General features: G+C 71.8%; 15 protein-coding genes. 3 read left to right on the forward strand and 12 right to left on the reverse strand.

Annotated elements, in window-relative coordinates; genetic code table 11:
- The first annotated feature begins 123 nt into the window (after positions 1-123).
- Entirely contained in the window at positions 124-1,134 is a 1,011-nt protein-coding gene (locus ACFO6V_RS01235) for an alpha/beta hydrolase (RefSeq protein WP_377131324.1), read from the forward strand.
- 118 nt (positions 1,135-1,252) lie between these two features.
- Complete coding sequence (locus ACFO6V_RS01240; RefSeq protein WP_377131326.1) at positions 1,253-2,026, forward strand: glycerophosphodiester phosphodiesterase; 774 nt, start codon at positions 1,253-1,255, stop codon at positions 2,024-2,026.
- Between the two features lie 62 nt (positions 2,027-2,088).
- On the opposite strand, the gene ACFO6V_RS01245 is transcribed toward ACFO6V_RS01240, so the two are convergent.
- Positions 2,089-2,853 carry an excalibur calcium-binding domain-containing protein gene (locus tag ACFO6V_RS01245; protein WP_377131328.1) on the reverse strand — a complete coding sequence of 255 codons (765 nt, stop codon included), beginning with the start codon at positions 2,851-2,853 and terminating at the stop codon, positions 2,089-2,091.
- A 182-nt stretch (positions 2,854-3,035) separates the two neighbouring features.
- Here ACFO6V_RS01245 and ACFO6V_RS01250 point away from each other — a divergent pair, with 182 nt between their 5' ends.
- On the forward strand, positions 3,036-3,746 hold the full coding sequence (locus ACFO6V_RS01250; RefSeq protein ID WP_377131331.1) for a hypothetical protein: 711 nt from the start codon (positions 3,036-3,038) through the stop codon (positions 3,744-3,746).
- Between the two features lie 159 nt (positions 3,747-3,905).
- Here the strand turns inward: ACFO6V_RS01250 and aroB are convergent, their stop codons facing one another.
- The 11 genes from aroB to rpsD form a co-directional block, all read right to left on the reverse strand.
- On the reverse strand, positions 3,906-5,063 hold the full coding sequence (gene aroB / locus ACFO6V_RS01255; RefSeq protein ID WP_377131333.1) for a 3-dehydroquinate synthase: 1,158 nt from the start codon (positions 5,061-5,063) through the stop codon (positions 3,906-3,908).
- Positions 5,060-5,614 carry a shikimate kinase gene (locus tag ACFO6V_RS01260; protein ID WP_377132128.1) on the reverse strand — a complete coding sequence of 185 codons (555 nt, stop codon included), beginning with the start codon at positions 5,612-5,614 and terminating at the stop codon, positions 5,060-5,062. The genes aroB and ACFO6V_RS01260 overlap by 4 nt, the downstream gene beginning before the upstream one ends.
- Positions 5,615-5,631: 17 nt before the next feature.
- Positions 5,632-6,873, reverse strand: coding sequence for a chorismate synthase (gene aroC / locus ACFO6V_RS01265; RefSeq protein WP_377131335.1), 1,242 nt, complete (start codon positions 6,871-6,873; stop codon positions 5,632-5,634).
- A 53-nt stretch (positions 6,874-6,926) separates the two neighbouring features.
- Positions 6,927-7,808 carry a shikimate dehydrogenase gene (locus ACFO6V_RS01270; protein ID WP_377131337.1) on the reverse strand — a complete coding sequence of 294 codons (882 nt, stop codon included), beginning with the start codon at positions 7,806-7,808 and terminating at the stop codon, positions 6,927-6,929.
- A gap of 2 nt (positions 7,809-7,810) precedes the next feature.
- The gene (locus ACFO6V_RS01275) at positions 7,811-8,920 is read right to left on the reverse strand and encodes an endolytic transglycosylase MltG (protein ID WP_377131339.1); all 1,110 of its coding nucleotides are present in this window, start codon (positions 8,918-8,920) and stop codon (positions 7,811-7,813) included.
- A 278-nt stretch (positions 8,921-9,198) separates the two neighbouring features.
- A complete protein-coding gene (gene mltG, locus ACFO6V_RS01280; protein WP_377131341.1) occupies positions 9,199-10,215 on the reverse strand; it encodes an endolytic transglycosylase MltG in 1,017 nt (338 codons plus the stop codon).
- A gap of 170 nt (positions 10,216-10,385) precedes the next feature.
- A complete protein-coding gene (gene ruvX, locus ACFO6V_RS01285) occupies positions 10,386-10,895 on the reverse strand; it encodes a Holliday junction resolvase RuvX (RefSeq protein ID WP_377132130.1) in 510 nt (169 codons plus the stop codon).
- A gap of 104 nt (positions 10,896-10,999) precedes the next feature.
- Positions 11,000-13,696: an alanine--tRNA ligase gene (gene alaS / locus ACFO6V_RS01290; RefSeq protein ID WP_377131343.1), complete on the reverse strand. Its 2,697-nt coding sequence runs from the start codon at positions 13,694-13,696 to the stop codon at positions 11,000-11,002.
- A 189-nt stretch (positions 13,697-13,885) separates the two neighbouring features.
- Positions 13,886-14,140 (reverse strand): hypothetical protein, encoded by a 255-nt coding sequence (locus tag ACFO6V_RS01295; protein WP_377131345.1) that lies wholly within the window; start codon positions 14,138-14,140, stop codon positions 13,886-13,888.
- Positions 14,137-14,526, reverse strand: coding sequence for a DUF948 domain-containing protein (locus tag ACFO6V_RS01300; RefSeq protein ID WP_116675090.1), 390 nt, complete (start codon positions 14,524-14,526; stop codon positions 14,137-14,139). The genes ACFO6V_RS01295 and ACFO6V_RS01300 overlap by 4 nt, the downstream gene beginning before the upstream one ends.
- 292 nt (positions 14,527-14,818) lie before the next feature.
- Positions 14,819-15,445 (reverse strand): 30S ribosomal protein S4, encoded by a 627-nt coding sequence (gene rpsD, locus ACFO6V_RS01305; RefSeq protein WP_377131348.1) that lies wholly within the window; start codon positions 15,443-15,445, stop codon positions 14,819-14,821.
- Positions 15,446-15,595 lie beyond the last annotated feature (150 nt).

Here is a 15,595-nt window from a genome sequence, read left to right on the forward strand (position 1 = left end):
ATCCTGTCACCCCGGTGCCCGCGCGGTCAGTACGCGGTGACCGCGTGGTGACCGCGGAGCAAACAGGCAGAGCAGCAGGCAGTATGAACCGACGGCGGCGTCCCGCCGGGCTAGGATCCGTTCGTGCCCGTACCGCCCCTGCCCGACCCGCAGCAGGTAGAACTCGGCTGGCAGACCGACCACCTGCTCGGCGAACCGTTCCAGGAGGCCCCGCTCGGGCCGGCCACGCTGGTGCGCTACCCGCACCCGGACGACGCTCCGGCACCCCACGCCGCCGTCATCCACGTGCACGGCTACAACGACTACTTCTTCCAGGAGCACCTGGCTCGTGCCTTCGCGGCGGCGGGGTACGCGTTCTACGCCCTCGACCTGCGCGCGGCCGGGCGGTCCCTGCAGCCCGACCAGATCCCGCACTTCGTGATGGACCTGCGCGAGCAGGCCACCGATATCGCGGCGGCCGCCCGGACAGTGCGCGCGCTGGAGCCGGGATTGCCGCTCGTGCTGCACGCCCACTCCACCGGCGGGCTCACCGGGGCGCTGTGGGCCCACGCGCACCGCAACGCCGTGGGCGCCGACGCCGGACCCGACGTGCTCGTGCTCGACTCCCCGTTCCTCGACCTCTGGGCGTCCGAGTTCCACCGCGGCGTCGGCACGCGGCTGCTGGACACCGTCGGCCGGCTCGCCGCCACCGCGGTCGTGAAGGACAGCCCCTCGAGGTACGCGGAGCACCTGCTGGCCGCCAACGGCGGGCGCTGGGAGTTCGACACGACGCTGAAGCGGCCCGAGGGCTTGCCCAGCCGGGTCGGGTGGTTCGTCGCGGTCCGGCGCGGCCAGGCACGCGTCGCCGCGGGGCTGGAGATCGCATGCCCGGTGCTGCTGGCGCGGTCGGACTCCTCCGGCCCGGACGCCCTCGACAACCCGCTCCTCGACGCGCAGGACACGGTGCTCGACGTCGACCAGATGGCCGCGCTCGTCCCGTCCCTGGGGCACGACGTCACGGAGCTCGTCGTACCCGGCGCGGTGCACGACCTGACGCTGTCGGCCAGCGGGCCGCGCGAGGCATACCTCGACGGCATGTTGCAATGGACGAACAGCCGGTTGGGCGCCGTCGTCGGCGCCCGGGACGCGACCTGACGCCGGCACGCACTGTCGCACGTACGACCACCCGCAGAACCATCCGCACGACCACCCGCACGACCACCCGCACGACCACCCGCACGACCACTCAGTATCGAGACCCGAGGGACAGCCAGTGACCTATTTCGAGGGGCCGTTCCAAGCCCTCGCGCATCGCGGATTCGCCCACGCCTCGGTCGGTACCGAGGGCCTGGAGAACTCGCTGGCGGCATTCGGCGCCGCCGTCGACCTCGGCTTCCGGTACGTGGAGACGGACGCGCACGGCACCGCCGACGGCGTAGCGGTCGCGCTGCACGACGAGTCCCTCGACCGCACCACCGACGGCGCCGGCCTCGTGGCCGAGCTGCCGTGGTCCGACGTCAGCGAGGCCCGCATCGGCGGCGTCGAGCCAGTGCCGCTGCTCGAGGACGTCCTGGGCGGCTGGCCGGAGCTGCGCGTGAACATCGACGTCAAGCACGCTTCCGGCGTCGGCCCCGTGGCCCGCGCCGTCGAGAAGACGTCGTCCTGGGACCGCGTCTGCGTCACCTCTTTCGACGCCGCGCGGCGCCGGGCCACGCTCGCCAAGCTGTCCCGCCCGGTGGCCACGTCCGCCGGGCGGAACGAGATCAGGGGCTTCCTCACCGGAGTGCGCCTGCGCACCCGCCCGCTGGCCCGCCGCTCCCTGCGTGACGTCGACGCGCTGCAGGTCCCCGTGCGCGAGAAGTCCGTCACGGTGGTCGACGCCGCATCGCTCGAGGTGGCGCACGCGCTCGGCAAGAAGGTGCATGTCTGGACCATCAACGACCCTGCCGAGATGGGCCAGCTCATCGACCTGGGCGTCGACGGCCTGGTGACGGACCGAGCGGACCTGCTCAAGGACCTCCTGATCGAGCGGGGACTCTGGGAGTGACCCGAGTTGTCAGACGCTCAGGTCACTCCAGTGAACCCAGCGTCTGACACGGGGCTTCCGGGTCACTCGCAACCGACGCCGTCGCCGTCTCGGTCCAGGTGCGAGGCGTAACCAGGGTCACCGGCGTACACAGGCGCGGCACCGTCGGCTCGCGCGGCGTCACAGTTCTCGTAGTAGACCGTGCCCCCGGTGTCCGCGGAGCCCTCGTCCACGGACTCACCAGTCCCTGCGCCCGCGAGCGCCACGGCCTCCGCCTCCTCGACTGCCGCCTCCCGCGCGGCGACGTCGGACTCCCGTCCCTCCAGCTCCGCCTCGGCGGTCTCGACCGCTGCCTCGCGGTCCTTCACCTTCTCCGAGTCCTGCGTGACGCCGGTCATCATGGCCTTCAGGCTCTTCTTGTCGGATGCCAGCTTCGCCGCGTCCGTCTCAAGCGCCTGCTGCGCCTCCGCGAGCGCTTCGGTCTCCGCCTGCAGCGCCGCGCGGTCGGCCTCCGCTGCGACCACCGCTGCGGAGGCGGAAGCCTCAGCAGCCTCGACAGCGCCCTGGTTCCCTCCGCTCGCGCCGAGTCCGACGAGGAAGACGACGACCGCCGCCACCACCGCGCCGACGATCAGCAGCGGGCGGCGACGGGACCGCTGGCCGCCCTCACCGTCCGGCACGTCCACGACGACGGCGCCGTCACCGATCATGGCTGTGTCCGGCACATCGACCCAGAGCTGCCAGCCGGCGGGCATCGACCACTGCCGGTTCGGCTCCCATCGCAGATCAGGCGTCCAGTCCGGGTCCGGCGCCGGCCAGCCTGGAGGGAGGTTATAGACCTTGCGCATGGTGGCACCTCTCGGTCAGCACGCCGCCATTGCCGCGCGCGGGTTCCCCTTGTGCGACGGACGGTAGGCCCGTTCACCGCGAGCTGCGTGGCTGATCCGCCAAGATCACCCGTTTCGTCACCCCTTGAGTCCGAGGGCGTCAGGTGCTTGCGCTGGTGCCGCGCGCTGTCGAGAATGAAGCGGTGAGCAGGCCAGACGGCAGCTTCGGCGAATCGGCGCCGCCCACGTCGCGGCGTGGGCGGCGTACCGTGCTCCTCACGGCCGCCGCCGTCGGCGTCATCGGTATGGCCACGGCAGGAGCCGTGTTCGCGGCCACGGCGAACAGCCCGGCGCCGCCGCTGCAACCCCTCGCGACGCTGTCACTGTCCCCGGTGGAGCCGGAGCCTCTTCCCGTCCCGTCCGAGCGGGTCCTGGTCGACCCGGCTCCGGAGGAGCTCGGTCACGCCAGCATGGATGCTGCGACCATCGACTGGATCGAGAGCCTCGACACCACGGTGCGGGACGACCCGGACTTCGGTTCCGTCGCGATCTCCGAGGATCACACCACCGTCACCATCACATGGTTCGGTGAGCCGAGCGCGGCCCTACGGGCACAGATCCGCTCGGCCCCCGAGCACCTGCGGGTCGTCGTCCAGGCCGCCGCGTTCCGTCCCGCTGAGCTGCAGGAGCTCGTTCTGGAAGCGATGCGCCCCGGCCTGGTGCCCGGCGTGCACGTCACGAGCGGCGGCCCCGAGAACGACGGCTCCGGTCTCCAGCTCGGCATCGCCGAACTTCCCGCCGGGCAGACTCTCGGCGACGTCGCCGAGGACCTCGCCACCGCCGTCGATCGCACCGACGTGCCGTTCTCCATCGAGGTCACCGGGCCGGTGACTGCGATCGCCGGCAGCGGCTGACGACCGAGTCCGGCGCCGTCAGGGGCCACCGTCCCCGGCCAGACCGATTCGCCGGCCCGTTGTCAGACAGTGACCCCTGCACCCTCCCCGCACCCGAAGTGCGCAGATCAACGGCACCGACCAACCGTACGGACCAACCGCACGGGTCAACGAGGTATCTCAGCCCAGCGTCAGCGTGACCGGGGTGCCCGGGCCCTGGGTCGGCGGCTCCTTCGAGACCTCCGCGTAGGCGGCGGCCAGCAGCGTCGGGTCGGGGCCCTCCAGGCGGACCGGCTTGGCGACGTCGTCCAGCACCACGAACCGCAGCAGGTCGCCGCGCGTCTTCTTGTCGCGCCGCATCGCAGCCAGCAGCTGGTCCCAGCGGTCGCCCCGGTAGTGCACGGGGAGCCCGAGCGAGGACAGGATGGCGCGGTGCCGGTCGGCGACGTCGTCGGGCAGCTTGCCGGCCATGCGCGCGAGCTCGGCGGCGAAGACCATGCCGACGCTCACCGCGGCGCCGTGGCGCCACTGGTACCGCTCGGCCAGCTCGATCGCGTGCGCCAGGGTGTGCCCGTAGTTCAGGATCTCCCGCAGGCCCGCCTCCTTGAGGTCCTCGCCGACGACCTCCGCCTTGACCCGGACCGACCGCTCGACCAGCTCGGCGATGACGGCCCAGGTCTCGTCGGTCGCTTCGGTGCCCGCCCAGTTCCGCAGCTCGTCGACGTGCGCCTCGACCAGCTCGAGGATGACGGGGTCGGCGATGAAGCCGGTCTTGACGACCTCCGCCAGGCCCGCGACGAGGTCCCACTTGTCGAGCGAGCCGAGGGCCGCCAGGTCGCACAGCACGCCCGCCGGCGGGTGGAACGCGCCGACGAGGTTCTTGCCCTCCGACGTGTTGATGCCGGTCTTGCCGCCCACCGCGGCGTCGACCATCGCGAGCAGCGTGGTCGGCACGTGCACCACGCGGATCCCGCGCAGCCAGGTCGCCGCCACGAAGCCCGCGAGGTCGGTGGTGGCTCCGCCGCCGACCCCGATGATCGCGTCCGACCGCGTGAAGTCCAGCTGGCCCAGCAGCCCCCACAGGAACGCCGCGACCTGGGGCGTCTTGGCCTCCTCGGCGTCGGGCACCTCCGCCACGAACGCCTCGTACCCGCCGGCCTTCAGGTCCTCCGCTATCGCGTCGGCGGTCGCGGACAGCGCGGCCGGATGGACCACCATCACCTTGCGGGCCGGGCCGACCAGCGAGGGCAGCTCACCCAGCAGGTGGCGGCCGATGACGACGTCATAGGGGGCGTCTCCCCGCACGGTGACCCGCGTGGGGACGCTCTCGGTGCTCACGTGGTGCTCTCCTCGTTCTTCTTGGGGTCCATCAGCTCGCCTGCCGTGGCCTCCAGGCCCAGCGCCTCGATGATCTCGGCCGCCACCTGCTCGCCGGGCCGCTCGCTCGAGACGACGGTCAGGGTCGCGAGCCGCTCGTACGTGGGGCGCCGCTCGGTCATCAGCTTCTGCCACTGCGCACGCGGGTTGCCCAGCAGCAGCGGCCGGGCCTGGTTCATGCCCACGCGCTGGGCGGCGATCGCCAGCGGCACGTCGAGAAAGATGACCTGCCCGCCGTCGGCCGTGTACTTCTCGAGCGCGTCCTGGGTGGCGGGGTTCATGACCGCGCCGCCGCCGAGGGACAGGACGCCGTCGTGCTCGGCGAGGGCGGTGAGCACCGCCGCGCGCTCCAGCTCGCGGAAGCGGGGCTCGCCGTCGTCCACGAAGATCTCGCTGACGGGCTTGCCCGCGCTCTCCTCGATGTCCGCGTCGGTGTCCCGGACCGTGACGCCCAGGCCGGCGGCGAGGATGCGGCCGACCTTGGACTTGCCGGAGCCGGGCGGGCCGATCATCACGGCGACCGGGCCGCTCACTGCAGCAGCTCCGGGATGGCCGCGACGTACGACTCCATGTTGCGGCGCACCTCGGCCACGGAGTCGCCGCCGAACTTCTCGACCGCGGCCTCGGCCAGGGTGAGCGCGACCATCGCCTCGGCGACGACGGCGGCGGGCGGCACCGCGCACACGTCGGACCGCTGGTGGTGCGCCGTGACAGGCTCGCCGGTGGCGGTGTCGACGGTCGGCAGCGCGCGCGGCACCGTCGAGATGGGCTTCATCGCCGCACGGACGCGCACGACCTCGCCGTTCGACATGCCACCCTCGATGCCGCCGGCGCGGTTGGTCGTGCGGCGGATCCGCCCGGGTGTGGCCCCGTCCGACCCGGCCACGGACTCGCGCACGATCTCGTCGTGGGCCGCGGTGCCGCGGCGGCGTGCGGTGCGGAAGCCGTCGCCGACCTCGACGCCCTTGATCGCCTGGATCCCCATGAGGGCCGCGGCGAGGCGCGCGTCGAGCCGGCGGTCGCCCTGTACGTAGGTGCCCAGGCCGGACGGCACGCCGTAGGCGAGCACCTCGACGACGCCGCCGAGCGTGTCGCCGTCCTTCTTGGCCAGGTCGATCTCCTCGACCATGAGCTTCGAGGAGGACGCGTCGAGGCAGCGCACCGGATCGGCGTCGAGCGCGGCGAGGTCGTCGGGGGTCGGGAGCGCGGAGTCGTCGGGCACCGCGGCGCCGCCGATGGCGACCACGTGCGAGACGAGGCGGATGCCGAGAGCCTGCTCCAGGAACTTCGCGGCGGCGACGCCGAGCGCCACGCGGGCCGCCGTCTCGCGGGCCGAGGCGCGCTCCAGCACCGGCCGCGCGTCCTCGAAGCCGTACTTGCGCATGCCGATGAGGTCGGCGTGGCCCGGGCGCGGGCGCGTCAGCGGCCGGTTGCGGGCCACCTCGCGCTCGTCGCCGGTGCCGGCGTCGACCATGAGCGCCTCCGGCGGCACCGGGTCGGCCGACATGACGTCGGTCCACTTGGGCCACTCGGTGTTGGCGATCTCGATGGCGAGCGGACCGCCCTGCGTGATCCCGTGGCGCAGCCCGCCGAGCACCCGCACCTCGTCCTGCTCGAACTTCATGCGCGCGCCCCGGCCATAACCGAGGCGGCGGCGCGCGAGCGCACCCTGGATGTCCTCCGTGGTCAGCTCCACCCCAGCGGGCAGACCCTCCATCACGCCCACGAGGGCAGGACCGTGCGACTCACCCGATGTCAACCAACGCAGCATGGCGCGATTGTTTCACGCGCGTGACGCAGGCCGCGCCCGCTGTCCACAGGCCGTCAGGCCAGCGCGCTCCGCAGGGCCTCGTCCATCGCGGCGAGCGGCGCGGGACGCCCGGTCATCAGCCGCACCTGCTCGGCCGCCTGGTGCAGGAGCATGCGCTCGCCGCCCACGGTGTCGGCCCCCAGCGCGGCCCAGGCGGACTGCAGGGCCGTGGGGCGGGGGTCGTAGACGACGTCGAGGAGCACGCCGCGGGGCTTCTCCCCCGCGCCGGTCAGCAGCCCGGTCAGCAGCGGTGCCCACTGGTCGGCGGCGTACTTCGGCGTCGTCGAGACGACGACGTCCGCGACCGCCAGGGCCGACGTGGTCGCCCGCTCGTCGAACACCTCGAACGACGGGCTGACCCCCATCCGCGCGACCGCCGCGCGCAGCGGGCCGATCCGGTCCAGGGAGCGCACGAAGACCCGCGGCGAGACGCAGCCGAGCTCCGCCACCGCCGCGAGGGCCGACGCCGCCGTCGCACCGCCACCGAGGATCACCGCGTCCGCGACGCCGCGGGCACCGAGGCCCTCGCGCAGCGCCGCGACGATGCCGTGCACGTCGGTGTTCGTGCCGGTCGTGGTGACGGCGCCGCTGCCGGAGCGTCCGGCCGCGGAGAACAACACCGTGTTGACGGCGCCCACCGCCTCGGCGAGCGGGTCCACGTGATCCAGGAGCGGGATCACCACCTGCTTGAGCGGCATCGTCAGGCTCAGGCCTGCCCAGCCCGCGTCGACGTCCCGCAGGAAGCCCTCCAGGGCGCCCTCCGTGACGTCGTGCACGCCGTACTCCCAGCCGTCCAGTCCCAGGGCCCGGTAGGCCGCGCCGTGCAGCACCGGGGACAGGGAGTGCGCGACGGGGTGGCCGAGCACGGCGGCCCGGCGGATGGTCGTGGTGCTCATGCTCAGTACCCGTTCTCCGCGGCCCAGACCTGGTACTCGTCCTTGAAGGCCAGGAACTCGTTGTAGTCGTCGGTGAACTTCGTCTCCTGCGTGTCCAGGTTGACCGTCACGTACCACCGCCACGGCCCCTCGGGCGCCTTCAGGACCGCTTCGATCGACGCCTTGCTCGGCGCACCGATGGCGGTCGGGGGCAGCCCCTTGACCACGCGCGAGGCGTACGGGAACGACTTGTCCCGGAACTCCGCCGACGTGATCTCGTGCGACGGCTTCTTGCGGCCGTAGGAGTCGATGGCGTCCAGGCCGAGCGCCTCGTTCGCCGCGAGCCGGTTCTCGATCACCCGGGCGACCTCGCCCCGGTACTCGTCCGGTGCTTCCCGCTCGACCAGCGACGCCTTGATGATCAGGTCGTTGCGCTGGTCGGCCGGTACCTTCAGCTCCTCCAGCTCCTGCATCGTCAGGGCGACCATCTGCTTGAGCACGTCCGCCGCGCTCGTGCTGTCCGGCTTGACCTCGTAGGTGTTGGCCGCCAGCCAGCCCTCCAGGTGCCCGCCTGCCTCGGCGGGCAGGCCCAGGGCCGCCGGGTCGGCCAGAGCTGCCTTGACGTCCGCCTCGGGCCACCCCGTCTCGATCATCATCTGCTCGATCTGCGCGACCGTGCTGCCCTCGACGACGGTCAGGCCGGTCCGGTCCACGTTGTTCTGCGCCAGCAGCGCCACGGCCGATGCCGCGCTCATCCGCAGCTTCATCTCACGGGTGCCGGGCTGGATCGAGGAGGCGTCCGGGTTCGCGTTGAACGCCCGCACGAACGCCTCGGCGCTGGCGACCACGTCCTGCTCCGCGAGCTCCGCGCCGATCGTGTAGCCGTTGCCCTGGGGCACCTCGACCACTACCGCCTCGCCGCCCGTGCCCTCGTAGTCCGGGGCGGCCAGCGGGGTGCGGATGCCGAACAGGTAGCCGTCGTTGACCACCGTCCACGCGCCCAGGGCGCCGACGACCAGCAGGACGGCGACCACGGCGAGGACCAGCGGCCGCCTGGACCGCTTCTGCCGCCTGTCCCGCCTGCCGCCGCGCCGGTCGCTCCCGGTGGCCCTGTCGCGCCGGCTTCCGGACATGTCTCGATCTCCTCGTCGGCCGCGAGAGCCGCTGGCGTGCCGCGGTGGCCCCTGATAACTCACTCCGGGAAGGGCCTCGGTCACGCTCGCTCCATCCTCTGCGCTGCCTGGATCGTGGTTGATCCATGCCTGGTCATACCCGGGCGCGCGACATCGCGATCGCATGTCACGATCGCATCACAGGCCGGGTGCCGCGAACGCTACCCCGATCGGCACGTTCGCGGCCAACTCCCGAATTCACGGCACCGGACCGTCAAGAACGCCCGCTACCTGGGAATTCACCCGTTCGCGGCCTGCCAGTCGCGCAGTTCCTGGACGTTCCGCTGGTGCTCCTCGAAGTCCTCGGCGAACTTCGTCTCGCCGGTGTCGAGGTTGACCGTCACCCAGAACTTCCAGTCCCCCGGGGTGGGGTTGAGGACCGCGTCGACGGACACCTCGCCCGGGCTGGCGATCGGGCCCGGCGGCAGGCCCGCGTGCCGATAGGTGTTGTACCGGTTCTTCGTGTTGTCGCGGTCCGCGTTCGTCAGCTCGGTACCCGACTTCTTCGCCCCGTACGCGACGGCCGCGTCGATCTCGAGCCGCATGTCGTCGTCCAGGCGGTTCTCGATGGCGCGCGCGATCTTCGGCTTGTCGTCGCTGTGCATACCCTCCCGCTCGACGAGGGACGCCTTGGTGAGCACCGTCTGCCACTGCTTGGAGGAGACGCCCTTCTCCTCCAGCTCGCTCTTGGTGCGCTCGACCATCTGCGAGAGCAGCCCCGCGGCGGTGTCGTCCGGCTCCAGCGTGTAGGTGTCCGGGTACAGCCAGCCCTCGACCTTGCCGTCGGCCTGCTCGGGCAGCCCGATCTCCGCCGGGTCCTCCAGTGCTGCCTGGAAGTCCTCCGCGGGCAGCCCGCTGACCTGCACGGCGCGCTCCACCACCTGGTCGGCCGTGTAGCCCTCCGGGATCGTGAGCTGCAGGTCGACCGTGTCGTTCTTGACGAGCAGCGCCACCGCGTCGCTCGCGGGCATCTCCTCGAGCATGGTGTGGGTGCCCGGGCGGATCATCACGGAGTCCGGGTTCGCCTCGAACGCGGCGGTGAACGCGGCGACGCTCGCCACGACACCGGCGTCGTAGAGCGCCTCGCCCATGGCGGTGCCGGAGGCACCCTCGGGGATCTTGACATCGACCTGGTCGCCGCCGGGTCCGGGGAAGTCCTTGGACGCGAGCGGGTTCGACAGGCCGGTCAGTGACCCGAGGTTCAGCCAGACGGCGTAGCCGGACCCGCCGACCAGGACGAGGGCGATCAGGAGCACGACGAGGGAACGGCCGTGCCGGTTCCGCCGTCGGCGGCGCTGTGCTCTTCTGCTCGACCTGGGTTCAGGGAACGCGGGGTCTTCCTGGTTACGCGGGGGCGCTGTGAAGAGGTCCGTCACCGGAGGCTCACTGTCCTTCGTTGGGGGGCGACTGGGTCATTCGTGCGGGGTCATTCGTGCGTGTCTGGCACGGTCCGCGGCTCGACGAGCTCGCCGGCGCGCTCCCCCTTCGCCCGCTCCGCGTCGAGTGCAGATTGCAGAATGATAACGGCAGCGGCCTGGTCGATCACAGACCTGTGCCGTTTGGTCTTGCGACCGGCCGCGTGGAGCGCCTGGTGCGCCGACACGGTGGTCATCCGCTCGTCCACGAGACGGACCTCCGCGGCCTCTCCGGCCGCGGCGAGCGCGACGACCAGGCGGGCCGCGAAGGCCCGCGCGTCGGCCGTCGCGGCGCCCTCCTTGCCGGACAGGTGCCTGGGCAGCCCCACGTAGACGACGGCGGCGAAACGCTCCTCCGCCTCGGCGACGATCCGGGCGACGTCGGCGGTGGTGCCGCGGGCGCTCTCGCTGCCCTTGCCGCTGCCGCCCTTACCCCCGGGCGCCAGCACCCGCGGCACCGTCTCCACCGGGGTGGCGACGAGGCCGTCGGGGTCGCTCGCGGCGAGCCCGATCCGCGCCATGCCGACGTCGACCCCGAGCCGGGCCCCGCGAGGGAGGCCGGGCTCGGGGGTCTCGACAGGCTCGGCCACCGAGGGCACGGGCTCGAACGACGAAGGCACAGGCGTCAGGCGCCGACGGCGGCCAGGCGGACGCTCTCGGCGATACCCGCCAGCGCCTCGCCCAGCTTGGCCGGGTCGGTGCCGCCGCCCTGGGCCATGTCCGGCTTGCCGCCGCCACCGCCGCCGAGCGTCTGGGCCGCGGTGCGGACCAGGTCGCCGGCCTTGTAGCCGGCCTCGCGGGCGGCGGCGTTGGTCACGACCACCACGACCGGCCGGCCGCCCGAGACGCCGCCGGCGGCGGCCACGACGGGCTCGGCCTCGCCGAGGCGCCCGCGCACGTCGAGCACGAGGGCGCGCAGGTCGTCGGCCTGGGCCTCGCCGGCGTCGTGCGCGATGACGCGGACGTCACCCACGCGAGGAGCCTCGGCGGCGAGCTTGCCCGCCGTGGCCAGGAGCTGGCCCTGCCGCAGCGCGGCGAGCTCCTTCTCGGTCTCCTTGAGGCGGGAGACCAGCGAGCCCACACGCTCGTGGAGCTCGTCGGGGCGAGCGTTGAGCAGCCCGGTGAGCTGGCCTACCAGGGCGTGCTCCTTGGCCTGGAACCCGTACGCGCCGTCGCCGACGAGGGCGTCGACCCGGCGTACGCCCGAGCCGATGGACGACTCGCCCAGCAGCGCCACGCGGCCCAGCTGGCCCGTCTGCTTGACGTGCGTACCGGCGCACAGCTCGCGCGACCAGTCGTCGCCGATGGAGACCACGCGCACGACGTCGCCGTACTTCTCGCCGAAGAGCGCCATGGCGCCGGCCTCGCGGGCCTGGGCGATCGGCATGAGCTCGTCGGTCACCTCGAGGTTGTCGGCGAGGCGCACGTTGACGCGCTCCTCGATCTCCGACAGCGCCGAGGCCGGCACGGCCGACGGCGAGCGGAAGTCGAACCGGATGCGGCTCGGGGCGTTCTCGGAACCGGCCTGCGTGCGGTCCTGGCCGACCAGCTCGTGCAGCGCCTTGTGGATCATGTGCGTGGCCGAGTGGGCACGGCTGATGGCCTTGCGCCGCTCCGTGTCGATCTGCGCGGTGCCGGGGTCGCCCAGCGCCACGGTGCCCTCGATGAGGCGGCCGCGGTGCACGCTCAGGCCCTTGATGGGGCGCTGCACGTCGTCGACCTCGATGGTGGCGCCGGCGTCGAGCACGATGGTGCCGTGGTCGGCGAGCTGGCCACCGGCCTCGGCGTAGAACGGGGTGCGGTCCAGGATGACCTCGACCTCGGCCGGGGCGGTGACGGCAGGGGCGGGCACGCCGCCGGACAGCAGGCCCGTCACGCGTACGGAGGCGTCCGTCTGCGTGTAGCCGAGGAACTCGACGGGGGCGGACAGCTCCTTCTCCAGGGCCTCGTACGCGGCGACGTCGGCCCCGCCCGTGCGCTTGGCCAGCGCGTCGGCGCGGGCGCGGGTGCGCTGCTCCTGCATGAGGGAGCGGAAGGCCTGCTCGTCGACCTGGACGCCCTGCTCGGCGGCCATCTCGAGGGTGAGGTCGATCGGGAAGCCGTAGGTGTCGTGCAGCTGGAAGGCCGCCTCGCCCGGCAGCACGCCGCCCTCGCCGCCCGAGGCCTTCTTCAGGTTCGCGACGGCCGTGTCGAGGATCGTGGTGCCCGAGGCCAGCGTGCGCCGGAAGGCCTCCTCCTCGGCGTAGGCGACGGCGGAGATCTGCTCGAAGTTCTCGGCGAGCTCCGGGTAGGAGGCAGCCATCGCGTCCTTGGAGACAGGCAGCAGCGACGGCAGGGCGAGGCCGTCGACACCGAGCAGGCGCATGGCCCGCACGGAGCGGCGCAGCAGACGGCGCAGCACGTAGCCGCGGCCCTCGTTGGAGGGGCGCACGCCGTCGCCGATGATCATCAGGGCGGAGCGGACGTGGTCGGCGACGACGCGCATGCGGACGTCGTCGTCACGGTTCTCGCCGTAGACCTTGCCGCTGAGCTTCTGGGCGGCCTCGATGACGGGGAAGACCTCGTCGATCTCGTACATGTTGTCCTTGCCCTGCAGCAGGAAGGCAACACGCTCGAGACCCATGCCGGTGTCGATGTTCTTGTTGGCGAGCTCCCCGAGGATGCGGAACTCCTCCTTGGACTTCACCTCGTCGATCTCGTACTGCATGAAGACGAGGTTCCAGATCTCGACGAAGCGGTCACCGCCCTCGTCGATCAGCGGACCACCGTCGGGGCCGTAGGCGGCGCCGCGGTCGTAGAAGATCTCCGAGCACGGGCCGGCCGGGCCGGGCTGGCCGGTGGACCAGTAGTTGTCCTTCTTGCCGAGGCCCTGGATGCGCTCGTCGGGCAGGCCGACGATGTCCTTCCAGAGCTGGCGGGCCTCGTCGTCCTCGTAGTAGACGGTGACCCACAGCTTGTCGGGGTCGATGCCCAGCTTGCCGTCGTCCAGCGAGCCGGTCAGGAAGTCCCAGGCCATGCGGATGGCGTCGGCCTTGAAGTAGTCGCCGAACGAGAAGTTGCCGTTCATCTGGAAGAACGTGCCGTGGCGCGTCGTCTTGCCGACGTCGTCGATGTCGAGCGTGCGCACGCACTTCTGCACGCTCGTGGCGCGCTTCCACGGCGGCGTCTGCTGCGCCGTCATGTACGGGATGAACGGCACCATGCCCGCGATCGTGAACAGCGTCGACGGGTCGGGCGAGATCAACGACGCAGACGGCACCACCGCGTGACCCTGAGCTTCGAAGTAGTCGAGCCAACGCTTGCGGATCTCGGCGGTGCGCATGAGGTCAGTGATCCTTCTTCTCGGTCGTGCAGAAAGTTGATGGTGCGAGATATTGGTCGTGCCAAAGCTGGTGAATCGCGGGTGGGACGCGCGAGTCGCGTCCGGATCCGGACGCGACTCTATTCTGCCGCTGGTGGTGCCGCGGACGGAAACTGAATGACGCTGTACGGCTGACGAGCTGGGGACGGGCTAGCGCCCGTGGCCCGGCAGCTCGCCCCGGAGGGAAGCCATGAGCTCCGCCTCGCGCTCAGCACGCGCCGTGGCGAAGTCCGACCGGAAGCTGTGCGCCATCCGGTTCAGCCGAACGCCTGCCTCGTCCACGGCGGCCGCGGCACGCTCGCTCACTGCTTCGGGCGTGTAGCGCGCCACCACCTGGCGGCCCTTGCGGATGACGACGACCGTGACGGCCACCCCGACACCCACCCAGAACAGCCGGCGGATCATGCTTCGGTCCCGGTGTGCTTGCCGGACCGGCCCTTGGCCTGGCCGAACGCCTGGCGCACGCCGTAGGAGAACGCGGCGACCTTGACGAGCGGCTTGCCCAGCGTCGCCGCGTACAGCCCGGTCAGCGCGGACACGTTCTCGCTGACCGACGCCGCCGATGTCGTGATCGTGTCGACCTTGACGAGCTGGGTGTTCGCGGACGCGACGGTCGCAGCGGCCTCGTCGAGGATCGGCACCGAGTGCTCCGTGACGTCACGGACGCTCGAGCGCGCCTCGTCGAGGAGCTTGCCCAGCTTCCACAGGGGAACGGCGAGAAAGCCCACGAGGAGCACGAACGCGATGGCCGCGATCAGTCCCGCCACGTCTCCGAGGTCGCCGAAGGTCATGCGCAAACTCCTACCTGAAGGTCCGCTGGTGGTCAGCCGGTGCCCGGCCTGACGCTCTGCCTGAGCTGTCCGCCGGAACCGTTTGTCACCCTATCCCGGACGCCGCCGCCCGCGCCCCGCGACGTCAGCGCGCCGCGAGAACGGGGTTGTGTTCGTGCGGGAACCCGATGCGCACACAACCCCGTTCTCGCCTGGCTTGCCGAACGGTCGTCGGGACCGGCGCACGACAGCAGAACGCCCCGTCTGCGCCGAAGCGCGGACGGGGCGTCCTTGTACTACCGGGCAGGCCGGATCAGCGAGCGTAGAACTCGACGACCATCTGCACGTCGCAGGTCACGGGGACCTCGGCGCGCTTCGGCTTGCGGGTCATCGTGGCCGACAGCTTCTCGAGCTGCACGTCCAGGTAGCCCGGCAGGGCCGGCAGCACGTCGCGGTGCGCGCCGGCGGCGGCGACCTGGAACGGCACGGTGGCCTGGCTCTTCGGCTTGACCTGGATGGTCTGGCCCGGCTTCACGCGGAACGAGGGGCGGTCCACGATCTTGCCGTCGACCAGGATGTGACGGTGGGTCACGTGCTGGCGGGCCTGCAGGATGGTGCGGCCGAAACCGGCACGCAGCACCAGCGAGTCGAGACGCGTCTCGAGGTCCTCGACCATGACCTCACCGGTCAGGCCGGCCTGCTTGCGGGCGTTCTCGTACACCTTGAGCAGCTGCTTCTCGCGAAGCATGTACTGCGCACGCAGACGCTGCTTCTCGCGAAGACGCACCGCGTAGTCCGACTCGGTGCGGCGACGGGCACGGCCGTGTTCACCGGGCGGGTAGGGGCGCTTCTCGAAGTGCTTGACGGCCTTGGGCGTGAGCGCGAGGCCCAGCTTGCGGCTCAGGCGCACCTGACGGCGCGCACGGGTCACAGAAGTCACTGTGAATTCCTGTCCTGTAGTGAATGAAGGTCACACCCGCGCACAGCTCTCCCGCGAAGGGGAACCACACCGGGTGCGGGACCAGCCGATGGAACGGGCGGGTGGATCAGTGATCCGACCATCCCGTTCGCGGGGCCGAGGTCCCAGGGA

The organism is Promicromonospora alba, assembly GCF_042654905.1.
Taxonomy (GTDB): domain Bacteria; phylum Actinomycetota; class Actinomycetes; order Actinomycetales; family Cellulomonadaceae; genus Promicromonospora; species Promicromonospora alba.

What these genes read in the sequence shown, in the direction of transcription:
- ACFO6V_RS01245 (WP_377131328.1), bottom strand. Translation starts at nt 2,853, where the DNA reads ATGCGCAAGGTCTATAACCTCCCTCCAGGCTGGCCGGCGCCGGACCCG.
- ACFO6V_RS01260 (WP_377132128.1), bottom strand. Translation starts at nt 5,614, where the DNA reads ATGATCGGCCCGCCCGGCTCCGGCAAGTCCAAGGTCGGCCGCATCCTC.
- aroC (WP_377131335.1), bottom strand. Translation starts at nt 6,873, where the DNA reads ATGCTGCGTTGGTTGACATCGGGTGAGTCGCACGGTCCTGCCCTCGTG.
- ACFO6V_RS01270 (WP_377131337.1), bottom strand. Translation starts at nt 7,808, where the DNA reads ATGAGCACCACGACCATCCGCCGGGCCGCCGTGCTCGGCCACCCCGTC.
- ACFO6V_RS01275 (WP_377131339.1), bottom strand. Translation starts at nt 8,920, where the DNA reads ATGTCCGGAAGCCGGCGCGACAGGGCCACCGGGAGCGACCGGCGCGGC.
- ruvX (WP_377132130.1), bottom strand. Translation starts at nt 10,895, where the DNA reads ATGGCGCGGATCGGGCTCGCCGCGAGCGACCCCGACGGCCTCGTCGCC.
- alaS (WP_377131343.1), bottom strand. Translation starts at nt 13,696, where the DNA reads ATGCGCACCGCCGAGATCCGCAAGCGTTGGCTCGACTACTTCGAAGCT.
- ACFO6V_RS01295 (WP_377131345.1), bottom strand. Translation starts at nt 14,140, where the DNA reads ATGATCCGCCGGCTGTTCTGGGTGGGTGTCGGGGTGGCCGTCACGGTC.
- ACFO6V_RS01300 (WP_116675090.1), bottom strand. Translation starts at nt 14,526, where the DNA reads ATGACCTTCGGCGACCTCGGAGACGTGGCGGGACTGATCGCGGCCATC.